This is a genomic window from Psychroserpens sp. BH13MA-6 (genome assembly GCF_052983595.1).
In genome coordinates, this window is record NZ_JBRJGE010000004.1 from 176,089 (window position 1) to 191,185 (window position 15,097).

At 36.3% G+C, this 15,097-nt stretch carries 12 protein-coding genes; 7 read left to right on the top strand and 5 right to left on the bottom strand.

Annotation, left to right across the window (positions count from 1 at the left end; genetic code table 11):
* Nucleotides 1-81: 81 nt before the first annotated feature.
* Complete coding sequence (locus ACU8DI_RS09895; RefSeq protein ID WP_447112613.1) at nt 82-1,686, top strand: lipocalin-like domain-containing protein; 1,605 nt, start codon at nt 82-84, stop codon at nt 1,684-1,686.
* On the opposite strand, the gene ACU8DI_RS09900 is transcribed toward ACU8DI_RS09895, so the two are convergent.
* Nucleotides 1,687-2,874: an LETM1-related biofilm-associated protein gene (locus ACU8DI_RS09900; RefSeq protein WP_447112614.1), complete on the bottom strand. Its 1,188-nt coding sequence runs from the start codon at nt 2,872-2,874 to the stop codon at nt 1,687-1,689. It abuts the gene before it with no gap.
* 151 nt (nt 2,875-3,025) lie between these two features.
* Here ACU8DI_RS09900 and ACU8DI_RS09905 point away from each other — a divergent pair, with 151 nt between their 5' ends.
* From ACU8DI_RS09905 to ACU8DI_RS09920, 4 genes are all read left to right on the top strand, one after another.
* Complete coding sequence (locus tag ACU8DI_RS09905; protein ID WP_447112615.1) at nt 3,026-3,676, top strand: DUF4331 family protein; 651 nt, start codon at nt 3,026-3,028, stop codon at nt 3,674-3,676.
* Nucleotides 3,677-3,733: 57 nt separating this feature from the next.
* The gene (locus ACU8DI_RS09910; protein ID WP_447112616.1) at nt 3,734-4,285 is read left to right on the top strand and encodes a DUF4331 family protein; all 552 of its coding nucleotides are present in this window, start codon (nt 3,734-3,736) and stop codon (nt 4,283-4,285) included.
* An 85-nt stretch (nt 4,286-4,370) separates the two neighbouring features.
* Entirely contained in the window at nt 4,371-5,669 is a 1,299-nt protein-coding gene (locus ACU8DI_RS09915; protein WP_447112617.1) for a tetratricopeptide repeat protein, read from the top strand.
* A gap of 11 nt (nt 5,670-5,680) precedes the next feature.
* Nucleotides 5,681-7,918 carry a TonB-dependent receptor gene (locus tag ACU8DI_RS09920; protein WP_447112618.1) on the top strand — a complete coding sequence of 746 codons (2,238 nt, stop codon included), beginning with the start codon at nt 5,681-5,683 and terminating at the stop codon, nt 7,916-7,918.
* Between the two features lie 684 nt (nt 7,919-8,602).
* Here ACU8DI_RS09920 and ACU8DI_RS09925 read toward each other — a convergent pair.
* From ACU8DI_RS09925 to ACU8DI_RS09935, 3 genes are all read right to left on the bottom strand, one after another.
* Nucleotides 8,603-9,406: an anti-sigma factor gene (locus ACU8DI_RS09925; RefSeq protein ID WP_447112619.1), complete on the bottom strand. Its 804-nt coding sequence runs from the start codon at nt 9,404-9,406 to the stop codon at nt 8,603-8,605.
* Between the two features lies 1 nt (nt 9,407).
* On the bottom strand, nt 9,408-9,938 hold the full coding sequence (locus ACU8DI_RS09930) for an RNA polymerase sigma factor (RefSeq protein ID WP_447112620.1): 531 nt from the start codon (nt 9,936-9,938) through the stop codon (nt 9,408-9,410).
* 79 nt (nt 9,939-10,017) lie between these two features.
* Nucleotides 10,018-10,641, bottom strand: a complete 624-nt coding sequence (locus ACU8DI_RS09935; RefSeq protein ID WP_447112621.1) for a superoxide dismutase family protein — start codon at nt 10,639-10,641, stop codon at nt 10,018-10,020.
* Between the two features lie 139 nt (nt 10,642-10,780).
* Here ACU8DI_RS09935 and hemN point away from each other — a divergent pair, with 139 nt between their 5' ends.
* Together hemN and ACU8DI_RS09945 are read left to right on the top strand one after the other, a co-directional pair.
* The gene (hemN, locus tag ACU8DI_RS09940) at nt 10,781-12,145 is read left to right on the top strand and encodes an oxygen-independent coproporphyrinogen III oxidase (RefSeq protein WP_447112622.1); all 1,365 of its coding nucleotides are present in this window, start codon (nt 10,781-10,783) and stop codon (nt 12,143-12,145) included.
* 78 nt (nt 12,146-12,223) lie between these two features.
* Nucleotides 12,224-13,045, top strand: coding sequence for a universal stress protein (locus ACU8DI_RS09945; protein ID WP_447112623.1), 822 nt, complete (start codon nt 12,224-12,226; stop codon nt 13,043-13,045).
* A 92-nt stretch (nt 13,046-13,137) separates the two neighbouring features.
* Here ACU8DI_RS09945 and ACU8DI_RS09950 read toward each other — a convergent pair whose 3' ends face one another.
* Nucleotides 13,138-15,090, bottom strand: a complete 1,953-nt coding sequence (locus tag ACU8DI_RS09950; protein ID WP_447112624.1) for a S9 family peptidase — start codon at nt 15,088-15,090, stop codon at nt 13,138-13,140.
* Nucleotides 15,091-15,097: the final 7 nt, after the last annotated feature.

The window sequence follows — 15,097 nt, forward strand, 5'->3', positions numbered from 1 at the left end:
ATCCCAAAAATTGGTTAGTAAACAGATTTTTTTGTATCGAATACCTATAATCTGATAGTTTCACTAGTAAAATCTGGTAATATGAAACTTAAATTCAAATTTTTACTAGTCATTTCCCTAATGGGCTTTTTGACGTCAGCTCAAGATTGGAAGACTTATCCTTACGCACCTGATGGATTAATTACTTTCCCTCAAGATGAAGGACGTCATGTAACGGAACCTATAGAATGGTGGTATACAGCTGGACACTTGGTGGGTCAGACTACGGGTAAAAGCTACAGTTACATGTATACCTTTTTTCATTATCCACAATCGGGATTTGACGGATTTAGAATCTTAAATATTACGGATGATGCTACTGGAACATTTCTTCAAGATGTCAAACCTCTAAACTATACAACGCTTTCGACCACTAGTTTTGATTTAGTAGCGAATGTGTTTTTAGCTGGTACAGAATCTTGGCAGAATAAAAAGGATATTGCCAATAATGACATTCCTTTTGAATATGAGCTGTTCGCTTTAACAACTAACGCAGGTTTGGATTTAGATTTTGAAACTCTTAAACGACCTCTGATTTTAGGTGATGATGGATTTTTAGAACAAGGCGCTACCAACTACACGTATTATTTCTCCCAAACAATGAATGCTGTGACAGGGACTTTAACTTTTAATGGCACGACGGAAGCAGTTGTAGGAACAGGTTGGATCGACCGTCAATATGGGAATTTTAATCCTTTGACTGGTGAAAAATATGAGTGGTTTAGTATGCAGTTATCCAATGGTATGGATTTAAATCTTTGGAATATTTTTACTTCAGATCGATTGATTCCAGACACAGATAAATACAAAATATTGTCTGCTTATGTCGATGAAACAACGCAATATACAACCGATGATTTCGAAATAGAGCGCTTGGCTTTCAATTGGATGCCAGATTTGCAACGATGCTATTCGCAGCAATGGCGCCTAACTTCCGATACCAATAATTTAGACTTAATTATTACAACCTTGCATGATAATACTGAAGTTCAGTTGCCCTTTAGATTCTTTGAAGGTGCTACTTCTATTACTGGTACAGTGAACGGTAGTCCTGTAACAGGTATCGGTTTTGCTGAATTGTTACATGATTATGAGCATCCTGACGTTACAATAACATCACCAGTATCAGGTGTTTATGATACGGGTTTGCCTATTTCATGGAACTTAGAAAATCCAGATGACGGCCGTCCTATTTTCTATGATTTAGCTTATAGTATTGACAATCAAAATACATTTAATACCATTGTTACAGGCCTTACTGAAACTACATATTTATGGGATGGTTCAAATTTAACTGAAGGTGATGAGGTTTGGTTCAAAATTACCGCTTATTCGATAGACGGTGTGTTGAATAACACGGTGGTTAGTGCAGCTTCGTCATCCGCAACATTAGCCACCAATTCCTTACTTTTAAAAGGGATATCGACCTATCCAAATCCAGTGAGTGACACGTTTTACGTGGATTTTGACAAACCTTTCCAAGGGGACTATTCTGTTATCGATATTTCTGGACGACAGGTGATGTCCTTGGAAATTTCGAATGATATGGCTTTGGCGATTCCAGTAAATCAATTAAAATCTGGCTTGTATTTTTTGCATTTTCAATCGCAAAAAGGTACCGCTGATTTTAAATTTATAAAACAATAATTAGTCTTCGATACGGTTATCGTCAAATGCTGAAGGTAACATATTAGGTATTAATTTCGCGAAAATAGGTAGTAAAATGGCACCACCTGGTAACATAAAGATGGCTAAACTTGGTATTGTTTTTAGAATGTCTAGTAATTGTGCTTGAAGTTGCTTTTGCTCTTCTTTGCTTAAATCGGTAGTTGTAGATTTACTAATTAAACGCATCAACTCTTTACTCTGGTTCACCTCCTTGACTAAGCGCTTGCTATTTCTTCTAATTAATTTATTTACTAATTGTGAAGAATTTTCATAGAAATTAGAAATGGGATTGGTTTGTTGAAATAATAAAACTTCCTTTTTGTGTTCAACATGAAATTTAGATACCGAAAGAATCGAATCTTGAATTTCTGAAATGTCAAGATCCAAACGTTTTACAAGCTGTTTTAAAAACTGATATTCAGATTTCTCCAGAATTTCGTCATCCCAAATAGAGAGGCACATCAAATCAATCAGGTATTTTTTCTCGTGGTCTGTAATATCATATTTGATATCGTAAATTAAATCCTCCACATCCAATTCTTCATCATCAATATATGAGGTTGAAGTTTCGATAATATCAATGATTTCCTTGTCGTATTCTGTGATTTTACTTTTTGAATTTAAGGATTGATACAAGGTTCCAATGATGATGCTTTCGAGATTCGCAGCATAAGATTTAGGCTCTATTTCTCTTTCTAAAAATTGATCGAAGGTGAGAATATCAACATGAAGTAGGGAGTTGGTAATCGATTTATTGAAATTTCGAGTAAGCAGGTTGTCATCTATTTGGATACGATCATGTATCAAACGCTCTAACATGGAATGCTTGCTATTACCAATAAATAGCTTGTCCCATAAACTAAGGTCTGAAACTTCTAAGGCGATGTAGAAATTGAGAAGATCGGTTATGAAATCTTCCGTTCTAAATTTTTTTCTATGAAAAAGATAGATATGATATAGACCCGTTAGAAGATTGATTTTAGCCAATTCATCTTCAGAGTAGGTATGGATTTTTTCGATTTTATCGGAAATGTCAATATTGACACCATAAATAAACCCATTCTCTTTTAGTTGCGCATATAATTCATCGTAATTCTCCAATTGGCGATGTGCTTTTGAAATCTGCGAACAGAATTTGTCAATCCAACCACTAGTTGATGGGTTCATGTGATCATATTTAAGAGTGTACAAAGTTAATTTTTTCTCTGAAAAATCGACGATTTTATTTCATTAACAAAATTTTAACAAAACCCTTATCCTGATAATTGCGTAAGTGTGAGCAGAGACAAATAAATAATTAACAAAAATCTCATTTATTATGAAAAAATCTAAAATTTTAATTGGCGCAGCAGTTTTAACGATTGCTGGCTTTTTCGCGATAGCGGCAGATCACATTGATGCGCCAGCTGTAGCAGGTGGTACAAGTGATATCACAGACATTTATGCTTTTCAGGGGCAAGACCAAGATAATCTTGTGTTTGTAGCAAACGTACAAGGTTTGTTGAGTCCAGGAAATACGGCAGCAGCAGCATTTGATGAAAACGTTATGATCGAGTTCAACATCGACAATGATGGTGATGCTGTAGAGGATTTAGTTATTCAGGCAACACCAAGAGATGGTGTGATGTATTTCTTTGGTCCGTATGCACCAACGCAAACAGGGTTGAATAGTACTATTATGACCGCAGGTGGTTTTAATACGGTGGCTATTACACCATATGGTACCAATGCCATTGTTGAAACGAATAGTGGAATGAGCTTTTTTGCAGGTCCGAGAGATGATCCTTTCTTTATGGATTTTTCGCGTTACGGTGAAATTATTGCTGGAGACGCTACCATGTTTAACGATCCAGGAACCGATACCTTCGCAGGAACAAATGTGCTTTCTGTAGTGGTTGAAGTACCAAAAACAATGTTAGGTACAGGTGATTCTGTGAACATGTGGGTAGAAACTAAAAGAAAACAATAAACAAGGGGTTTTTCAATAAACTTCAAGAATTCAATTAACACAATAAATTTTAAAAATATGAAACTCAATAATATAAAATTAATGGCTATCGCTGTGATTGTATCAGTGTCTGCATTCAATTGCAGTAGCGATGATGATAATGGAACTACGGGTCCAATTCTGCCAAACTTTTCAGGAACTTATGTTCAAGAAGACCAAATGGCTAGACCAGCTATCAACACCGTTTTTGTGGATATGATGGATAAGAATACGTTTAACACCACAGTGCCTTCCAATCAAGGAGCAGCATTTCAAACTAAATTTGAAAATAAATTGTTAGCGCTTAACCCAGGTTATACAACTAATGCCTTAGGAATGGACGCTCCAACTTTTACAGGAGCTCTTGCTACAGATGTGTTAACAGTTTCTTTAACAGGAACAACCACATTCTTTGACGGAACCAATGTATTAACAGGTCGTGCTTTGGCAGATGACGTGATTTCCACAGAATTATTGTTAATCTTCGGTGGACCAGATGGATCTGCTAACCCTGGATTAACAGATGATAATGTGGATGCTAATGATAAACCATTTTTATCATCATTTCCTTACCTAGCCTCACCTTGGTAGAATAAAACACCTCTGAAACAGGTCACTAACAAGCCTGTTTCAGAGTTTTCAATACAAAGCTCTAAAATATAAAAAACTATAAATCATGAACGCTAAATACATATTTGTTTATGTCGTATTTGTAGCAGTTCTCTTTACTAACTGCAACCATACCGACAATTTTCAAGTTACAAACACAGACGATTACAATGCTTATCTTATGGCTTCCAATCAGGAAACTTTAGATCTAGCAAGCCAGAACGAACGCTTTTGGTCGAAAAAATTGGAAGCTGCACCAAATCAGTTTCCCTACATCGGAAAATTAGCAGCCACTTATACTTCTTATTTCTCTGCGACGGGTGATATTACCTACCTTAAAAAAGCCGAAGAAGAATTGTTAAAGGTGAACGAGATCACCCATTATAACAATCCTTCATACCTCAAAAGTCTTGCTTATAATTACATCTCTCAACATAAATTTAAAGAAGCTCTAGAGCATCTTGAAAAAGCGGAAGCCCTTGGTGAACGCATTCAGGAAACTCGTAAAATGCTTTTTGATGTGCACTTAGAATTAGGAAATTATGATAAAGCACAAGCATACCTGAACACTTTCGAAAATTTTAGCGATTTTGATTATCTCATTAGATTGGCTAAATGGAGTGATCACAAAGGAAATCTAGACGCAGCTATCAAATATATGGAGCAGGCTATGGCAATTGCAGAGTCCTCCAATTTAAAGGATTTAAAACAATGGTCTTACACAAACATTGCTGATTTTTACGGTCACGCAGGTGCTATAGAAAAATCTTATGCACATTTTTTAAAAGCCTTAGAATTGGATCCTAATGATGCTTACGCCAAAAAGGGGATTGCTTGGATTGTTTATTCACATGAAAAAAATCCGAAAGAAGCACTTCGTATTTTAAATACGGTTACTGAGACTTATCAAGCACCTGATTACTATTTGTTAAAAGCTGAAATTGCCGATTATATGGGCAATCAAGAATTGCAAGAGGAACAACTAAACCTTTATAAGAAGGCGGTAAAAAACAAGGCATATGGTGCTATGTACAACGCTTACAATGTGTTATTGTATACCGATGAGAACATGGCATTAGATCAGGCTATCACTATTGCCAAAAGTGAAGTAGCACATAGGCCTACACCACAATCGTATGATTTGTTAGCATGGGCTTACTTTAACAATGGCAATATAGAAAAAGCCATAGAAATTGTAGACGCACATGTCATCAATAAAACCTATGAGCCAGCCACCTTATATCATATCGCTGAAATCTATAAGGCTGACGGAAGAACAAATGATGTAAAGCCGTTGAAAAAGGAACTATTGGCAAGTCTTTATGAATTGGGTCCTACGATGGAAGCCAAAATTAACCAATTGTAAAACCAGAAATCATGAAACATTACATGAAACTGGTGCTACCATTAGTTGTGATAATAGGATTTCAGACGAGTTATGCTCAACAAATAAAAGGGGTTGTTCTCAACGAACTGAACCAGCCATTAGAAGCTGCATATGTCTATAATTTGAACTCTGAAAGTCATGCACACACCTCTGAAAATGGCGTGTTTGTCTTAAGGGATTCTAAAGTTGGGGATTCCATTAGAGTAGGTCTGTTAGGATATCATAATAAAACGATAAAGCTTGATGCTAGCAGTTTTCAGAACACATTAGAAATCATACTAGAGGAGAAAACCTTTCAGTTGGAAGAGATGACGATCACCGAAGAATTGAACGCACTTAGTACGATTAGTAGATTAGACTTAAACACAAGTCCGGTGAACTCATCACAAGAAGTATTGCGTAAAGTACCGGGACTAATCATTGGTCAGCATGCAGGAGGAGGAAAGGCAGAACAATTATTTTTACGAGGTTTTGACGTTGATCACGGAACAGACGTATCGATATCTGTGGATGGTATGCCAGTTAATATGGTATCACATGCCCATGGTCAAGGTTATAGTGATCTTCATTTCGTCATACCAGAAACCGTTAATAAAATAGACTTTGGCAAGGGACCGTATTACGCCGAAGTTGGCGATTTTAATACAGCAGGTTATGTGGCTTTTTCGACAAGGGATTATCTAAAAGAAAGTCAAATAACCACATCTGTTGGTGATTTCAATTCTTTACGAACATTGGGACTGTTTAATTTATTGGAAAATTCAAAGAATCAAAACGGTTACATCGCGGCAGAATATATCGCTACCGATGGACCGTTTGAATCACCGCAAAATTTTAATCGTATCAATTTATTCGGGAAATATGTGCATTTCTCCCCTGAAAATGACAAGCTTAGTATTACAGCTTCTCATTTTACAAGTCGTTGGGATGCCTCTGGACAAATCCCACAAAGAGAAGTTGATAATGGGAATATTACACGATTTGGAGCTATTGATGATACCGAAGGCGGAAACACGCAGCGAACGAATTTCAATGTGGCTTTTAGTAAGCAATTATCTGATCAAACAACCTTCACGTCGAATGCGTTTTATAGTCATTACGATTTTGAATTGTATTCTAATTTTACGTTCTTTTTAGAAGACCCTATTAATGGTGATCAAATTCGTCAAAAGGAAGACCGTCAGATTTTTGGTTTGAACACTGAATTAACACACAACACCTACTTGGGACGAACCGAAATGACCTTGAACGCTGGTGTTGGTTTCAGACATGATATTGTTGATGATGTGGAATTATCACACACGCTCAATAGAAAAACAACCTTAGAGGTGATTCAGTTGGGTGATATTAATCAAACAAATTTTGATGCGTTCGTTAATGCGGAATTTCAATTTGGAAAATTTTCGCTAGCACCTGGTTTACGTTTGGATTATTTCAAATTTCTATATGAAGATCAATTAGCGACATCTTACGATTTACAATCCGAAACTAAAACAATCGTAAGCCCGAAACTTAACATGTTCTACAACGCTAAAGATAATTTACAATTATTTGTAAAATCAGGAATCGGGTTTCATTCCAATGATACACGCGTTGTTGTAAATAATTTAGGTCAGGATATATTGCCAAGAGCTTATGGTGTAGATGTTGGAGATATTTGGAAGCCAACTAAAAAATTAGTGGTAAATACCGCTTTATGGTATCTGTTTCTTGAGCAAGAATTTGTGTATGTAGGAGATGCTGGAATTGTGGAACCTAGCGGAAAAACCGAGCGATTCGGTTTGGATTTTGGTGTTCGTTATCAATTTAATGATTGGTTGTATTTAGATAATGACTTGACCTTAACAAGAGCAAGAAGTTTAGAAGCTCCTGAAGGTGAAGACTATATTCCTTTAGCGCCTAATTTAACCTTAGCTGGAGGATTATCTGTAAAAGATTTGAAGGGGTTTTCCGGTGGGATTCGCTATCGATTTATAGATGATAGACCTGCCAATGAAGATAATAGTATTGTGGCTGAAGGTTACCTAGTTACCGATTTTAATGCCAATTATAGTTTTGGAGATATCACCTTAGGATTGGTGTTAGAAAACATATTTGATGTGGAATGGAATGAAACGCAATTCGCCACCGAATCACGATTGCAAAATGAGTCTCAACCAGTGGAAGAAATTCATTTTACACCTGGGACACCATTTTTCATCAAAGGAAGTATCAGTTATAGATTTTAAAGATTTTACCAATAATTTGAGGGAATTACTTGGTTAGAACTAACATTAAATTGATTAAGGGTACTTAAGACATACCATGGCTTATGTTATGGTATTTTAGAGTTTTTTTGTTAGTGGAAAGCACCTACTTCGAGTCTGTAAGTAGGTGTTTTCTTGTTTTATTATAGTCGTTGAGATCTTTCTGAACACCGTCTTGAAATCACCTATCTTCAAATAGAACAGCGTCTCGTTGTCAATTTTTGCAGTCAGATAAGACAATATCTATTTGAGTTCAAAGTGAATCATTCAAGATCTTTTAGAGGCTCTATGGTATAAAACTTTTGAAAGTTAAATCAACCCTTAACAGAGAATTTGAAATCCCTAATGCCGTTGATTGAGGCGTTATTGAAATGTCAACTCCAGACAATTGATTCAATAGGCAAAATTGATGGTAGAAACCTATTGTAGTGGATATCTATTTAGCGTTGCAATTGAAAATAACGATTGGATTAAAAAGCTTTTAAACAAGATTGTAAGTTAACAGCTCGTTTAGTTCCATAAATACACAAGTCTCATTGGCAAAATTTGATTTAAGTAGGTGCAAACTCCCGAATTAAGATTGAGATGAGCGCTTCTTACAGGAGCAAAAAAAAGCATCAAATTATTTTTGATGCTTTTCTATTGGTAACTATTTGTTTGTATTATCTATGGTTGTGATACAACACCTAGCGTATAGAGTTGTTCCATCGTTGGTGATTCACTACCACCTGCTGGCTCTAAGGTGATACCAAAGGCCTGACTTTCATTAGCGTTTTCAATATTAAATATCTTATTGGCATCTTCATTGAAATTGTCAATAGTACCTAAACTTGTAGGTGTTAACGGGTTCAATGTTAGCGACCACACTTGCCAAACTTTTCCTTCTGGCGCATTCGGTAATCCTTGAGCATCTAAATAAATGCTATTGTCCTCCTTATTCCAGTAAACCTTAGCATAAGAATCAGCAAATTCACCTTGTCCGCCTAAAGGAACAGAGATGATATCTCGATCTCTCAATACATTTAGCAAATTTTCTTTGACCGCTAAATCAGATTTCGCCTTTTCAATTTGATTCTCTAAATAGAGGTTTTCAATATCAAGGTCTGATACTTGTGTTTCTAATTGCTGATTTTGATTCATGGTCCATAATAAGCCAGCTCCAACAATTAATGCAGCAGCCCAACCTGTATAAGTCAACCAGTTGTAGCGCGCTTTTTCTATAGAAACAACTTTTACATCATTATTGTCAAAATTTAATTTGTCTTTAATGAGTTGTAATAAATGCTTATTGTCTTTTGGAGACATGGCCGCTGATAATTTAATCACAGCCGATTCGATTTCTAAAACTTCCTGAAGAATTTCAGGATGTTTTATCATCATTTCTTGAACGTCTTTATTTTCGGCTTCGGAAAGTTTTCCTGCCACAAATAGTTCAAGTATTCCAGATTCTATGTATGCTCTAATATCCATTCTAATTTAATACCATTTCTCTTAATTCCTTAATACAATTTCTATTTCGCGTCTTGATAGTTCCTATGGGCATTTCCAAGGTTTCTGAAGCTTCCTTTTGGGTATAACCCTTAAAGTAAAGCAACTCAATAACTTCAACACACTTTTTGGCTAGCTTATTGACGAATTTTTTTATTCCGATAGCGTCGGTCTTGTCATCAAGACTTTCGCTGGTCTCAAGAATATCTACGAAAAATTCTGAATTAAGGTTTTTGCCAGAGTTCTTAAATGATTTGGAACGTGTTTTATCAATGGCTGCGTTTCTAGATATATTTAATATCCACGTAAAAAATCGGCCTTTACTAGCATTATAAGAATCTGCTTTGTGCCATGCTTTAATAAACACATCTTGCATGACTTCCTCAGCGATATCATGGTCTCTTACAATGTTATATATGACGCCATGCATACTGTCACTGTACATGTTGTACAATTTTTCAAATGCTTTTTCGTCCTTATTTTGAAAATTGGTAATTAACTGGTCTAGTTCCATAAAGTTGTAGTCGATTGATTCACCGAAATCTATGATATTCTATTATAGTAGAATATCATTTTTGAATTAAATATGCGTTTTATTGAATAATACCACCACAGCTTACGCGTGTGCCAGCAGCACCTGACGGTTGTGATTTGAAATCATCAACACCTTGATGCACAATAATGGCCTTTCCAAGGATATCTTTAGTATCATCGCCACAACCAATGCACCACTCGTCGGTAACTTTTGTGATAGTAGCATGACCATTGGCATCAGCTGTTAAATTACCAATATCTCCCTTGTGGTAACCAGCGTCATCTCCCCATTTTCCGTGTGGTTCACCTGTTGGATTCCAATGACCTCCTGTAGACTTACCATCATCTGAGGAGCAGTCTGCTTTTTCATGAATATGAATCGCATGTTCTCCTTCCGATAGACCACTTATTACCGCAACCATCGTAACAGCGCCATTATCTTGAGTAAAAACAATATTTCCTGAGACCTTACTATCACTCTTAGGTTCAAGAGCCATGGTAAGTTTTTTCTTATCGGCATAATAGGCAGGCTCCTCTGTACTTGTGGTTTTTGGAGTTGTAACGGTTTCTTCTGTTTCAGTAGTCATTTCCGTAGCGTCTTTAGACTCTTCTTTTTTATCAGATTTACAAGCTGTGCTAAAGGTTAATGCTAATATCGAAATGTATAAAATTGCATGTTTCATTTTAATAGATGTTTTATTTATGTTGAAAGATAATCAATATTTAAATTGATAGAAAATTTTTCATATAATTTTCGAGATATGATTTATATCATGTTTTAAATGGTTGCTAGGGCTTAATTTTGAATCAAATTGTTTAGGTATGTGCAATTCTTTAGTCAATAAGTATAATGTGGCTGGTCCGCGTTATACGAGTTATCCAACGGTTCCTTATTGGGATCCAAATTCTTTTTCCTTAAAACAATGGAAAGCATCACTTGTCACTTCTTTTTTAGAAAGTAATGAGCGCGAAGGTATTAGTTTATACATTCATTTGCCATTTTGCGAGAGCATGTGCACGTTCTGTGGTTGTAATAAACGAATCACCAAGCGACATGACGTCGAGCTACCTTACATAAAAGCGGTTTTAAAAGAATGGAGTTTGTATTGTGACTTGCTTCCTAGTCGACCAAACATCAAGGAGTTACATATAGGAGGTGGAACACCCACTTTTTTCTCACCAGAAAATTTAGAGTTCTTAATTAAAGGAATTTTAAGACGTGCAAATATCGATAAACAGCATGAGTTTAGTTTTGAAGGACATCCTAATAATACAACACGAGAACATCTTCAAACGCTCTATGATCTGGGTTTCAGACGTGTGAGTTTTGGAGTTCAGGATTATAACGAGACGGTTCAAAAAGCTATACATAGAATACAACCAATTGAACATGTTGAAGAAGCGACACACACTGCTAGAGATATTGGCTATACATCCGTTGGTCACGATATAATCTTTGGTTTGCCTTTTCAAACAGAAGCACATGTGGCTAAAACCATAGAGATCACTAAAAAGATGATGCCAGATCGGATTGCTTTTTACAGTTATGCGCATGTCCCTTGGTTAAAAGGGAATGGTCAACGTGGTTATAAGGATGCTGATTTGCCTTCAGGTGAAGTGAAACGAGCACAGTATGAATTGGGAAAATCGCTATTAAGTTTAACGGGATATCATGAAATTGGGATGGATCATTTTGCTTTAGAATCGGATACCTTGTTTAAAGCGATGAAAGATCATACCTTACACCGAAATTTTATGGGCTACACAGCCTCTAAAACTCAAGCAATGATTGGTTTAGGGGTCTCATCAATTAGTGATAGCTGGTATGGGTTTTCTCAAAATGTTAAAGGCATAGAGGCCTATTACCACATGTTAGACCAGAACATGATTCCTGTATACCGAGGTCATATTCTTAATAGAGAAGATTTAGTTGTAAGACAGCACATTTTAAATTTAATGTGTCATTTTGAAACTGAATGGTCAACAGCTACATTATATATAGATGAGCTTAAAGACGTCGTATTTAAATTGCAGGAAATGGCCTTAGATGGTTTGGTTGAATTTAAGAAACATGGCTTAAAGGTCACGGCTAAAGGTCAACCTTATGTGCGTAATGTTTGTATGGCATTCGATGTTTTATTACAGCGCAAACAGCCGAGTACACGTTTATTTTCAATGACGGTTTAAACGAATAATCGTTTAAAATATTTTCATACTTATACAATAACTTGTATTTTCAAGAACTCAAATTTAAAACATAAAAACATGGACAAGATAATAGTACCCGTAGATTTTTCCGAATATTCTGAATATGCTTTGGAAACTGCAGCAATTATGGCAAAACGAAATAATGCAGAACTTATCGTTTTACACATGCTCGAAATTGACAGAGGACGTGTTACGGATTCTACCGATGCTCATAATGAGAAAATGGTATTTTTCTTAAAATTAGCAGAAAAGAAATTTGACGAATTTTTGGACAAAGATTTTCTTCAAGACATCAATGTTACACCCATTGTGAAACACTTTAAAGTCTTTAGTGAAGTTGCTGAAGTTGCCGAAGAACACGATGCTGATATGATTGTGATGGGATCACATGGAACAAGTGGTTTATCTGAGATTTTTGTAGGATCGAATACAGAGAAAGTTGTTCGCTATTCTGAAATCCCAGTATTAGTAGTAAAGCAAAAACCTAGCAATTTAAATTTTGATACGGTAACGTTTGCTTGTGATTTTTCAGATGAAATGGTAGAGCCATACTTAAAGGCTTCCAAACTTTTTGGAAATCTCAAACTCATACACGTGAATGTGCCTGGTGAAGGGTTTAATAGTACCGCAGAAATGGAGTCTAAGGTGGCTAATTTTCTGAAGAAGGCAGATGGTGATTTAGGAAAGTTGAATGATGTACATTACACGTCTGACTATACCGTAGAAAAAGGAATTTTAAATGCATCTAATCTATTAGGTGCCGATTTGATTGCTGTCCCAACACATGGTAGAAAAGGATTGGCTCATTTCTTTACAGGTAGCGTTTCAGAAGATGTGGCGAACCATTCCACCTTACCAGTCATTACTTTTAAAATATAGTAAGGTCTAAATCAATCAATAAAAATAAAAAGCTTGGGACCATGGTTCCCAAGCTTTTTTTGATGGTAGGTTGTATGTGTCATGTTCCTTGATTACTCAGATTCCTCTACGTCAATTTCGGTGGAAGGTGTTTCACCATCAATAGGTTTGCCTTCTTCTTTCAGATGGGTGTCCAGAAATTTTAAGATGCGACTGTAAGCCTCAATTTGATTGGCCTTTTTAACGAAGCCATGTCCTTCATCTTCAAACAGGACATATTCCACAGGAACACCATTTTTTCGGACGCCTTGAACAATCTCATCGGATTCCACCTGAAGGACTCTAGGGTCTTGTGCGCCTTGCAACACTATCAGTGGCTTAGTAACTTTATCGGTGTGAAATAATGGCGATATTCTTTTTAACCTAACAGAATCGGCAGTATACGGATCTCCAAGTTCGAGATATAAAGATTCTCTAAAAGATTCCCAATAAGGAGGGATACTTTTTAAGGTACGTATCCAATTGGTAACACCGTAAATATTTACGCCAACATCAAATTCTTCAGGTGTGTAGGTGAGTGCGGCCATCGTCATGTAACCACCATAAGAACCACCAATAATGCCAATTTTATCACCATCAATTTCTGCTTGCTCTGCCAGCCAATTTTTTCCTTCAACACAATCTTGCAGGTCTTTCTCTCCATGGTTTTTATCATCCATTTGGTAGAATGTTTTTCCGTAGCCACTGCTGCCACGATTGTTAACGGCTAAGACCGCATAACCATGGTTGACCATATACTGCACTAAGGCGCGATAATTTTGTCGTGTTTGTCCGCCAGGACCTCCATGTACCCATACCATTGCTGGCACTTTGTTTTCTTTAGATGCTTGTTTAGGAAGCCAATAAATAGCCGGAATTTCGGTACCGTCAAATGATTTAAAACGCACCACTTTGGCTGTTACTAAATCATCTGGATCAATGGCCGAATTAAGAACATTGGTCAATTTATATTGCTCTTTGGTTTCGAGATTATAGGTGTATAAATCTGAAGGGGCATCCGAGCCACCTACATACATACGCATCCAAGTTTCATCGTCGCTAAATCCAACACTTGTGATACTTTTGTTTTCGAATGCTGGTAAATCGATAGAGGTCATCGTGTCACTGTTAAAGACTTCAATAGCATTTTTTCCATCTTCATTGACATAAACAATCATGTAAGTGCCTTTAGAAGTAAAACCACTACCGACAATATCCCATGATTTTTCGAGAACTTTTTGCTTTTCTTGTGTTTCTAAATCATACGACATTAAATATGAAAACTCCGCGCCATCATCTGTGGTATAGTAAAATTTGGAACCGTCGTGCGCAAAGTCTTGTGCCGAATTGGCACTTGAAGTATCATTAATCTTTTGCATTTCTTTGGTACTCCTATTGAATAAAAACAAATCACTGTCGTTCGTATTCAGGCTTTTAGTCAAAGCAATGTAATTCTCATCTTTCGACATGCCACTGAAATCTAAGCCATCGTTATTTTGATAGAGCATTTCCGATGAATAATCGGCAATGGACATTTTATAAACATCAAAATATTTTGGGTCTCTTTGATTCGAACCATAGTATAAATACGCGTCATCATCCGACCAGCCATAAAAATTAGATTTGGCACCTTTGGTTGGGGTAATATCCTTGATAGAACCATCTAATTCTCGAACATACAAATGACTAATTTCATCGCCATTCCCGTCAGCGCTTAAAAGCATCCTATTATCGCTAGGGAAATAAGAATTCGCAAAATAAGACGTGCTGTCGGATGCCGTGATAGCCGTCAATTCACCACCTTTAACTGGAATGGTGTACACATTGTAAATTCCAGAGCGGTTGCTGGTTATTAATAAATTGGAATTGTCCTGTGAAAAACTACCACCTCTTACAGCTTCATTATCCATGAACTGCTCAATGGTGTATTGTTGAATGTCTTTTGTTTCTACCAGGTCATTTTTCTTGTCTTCTTTACAAGAAAAAATAACCATAGATATGCAAATGATAAAGAGTTTTGATTTCATAATTCGT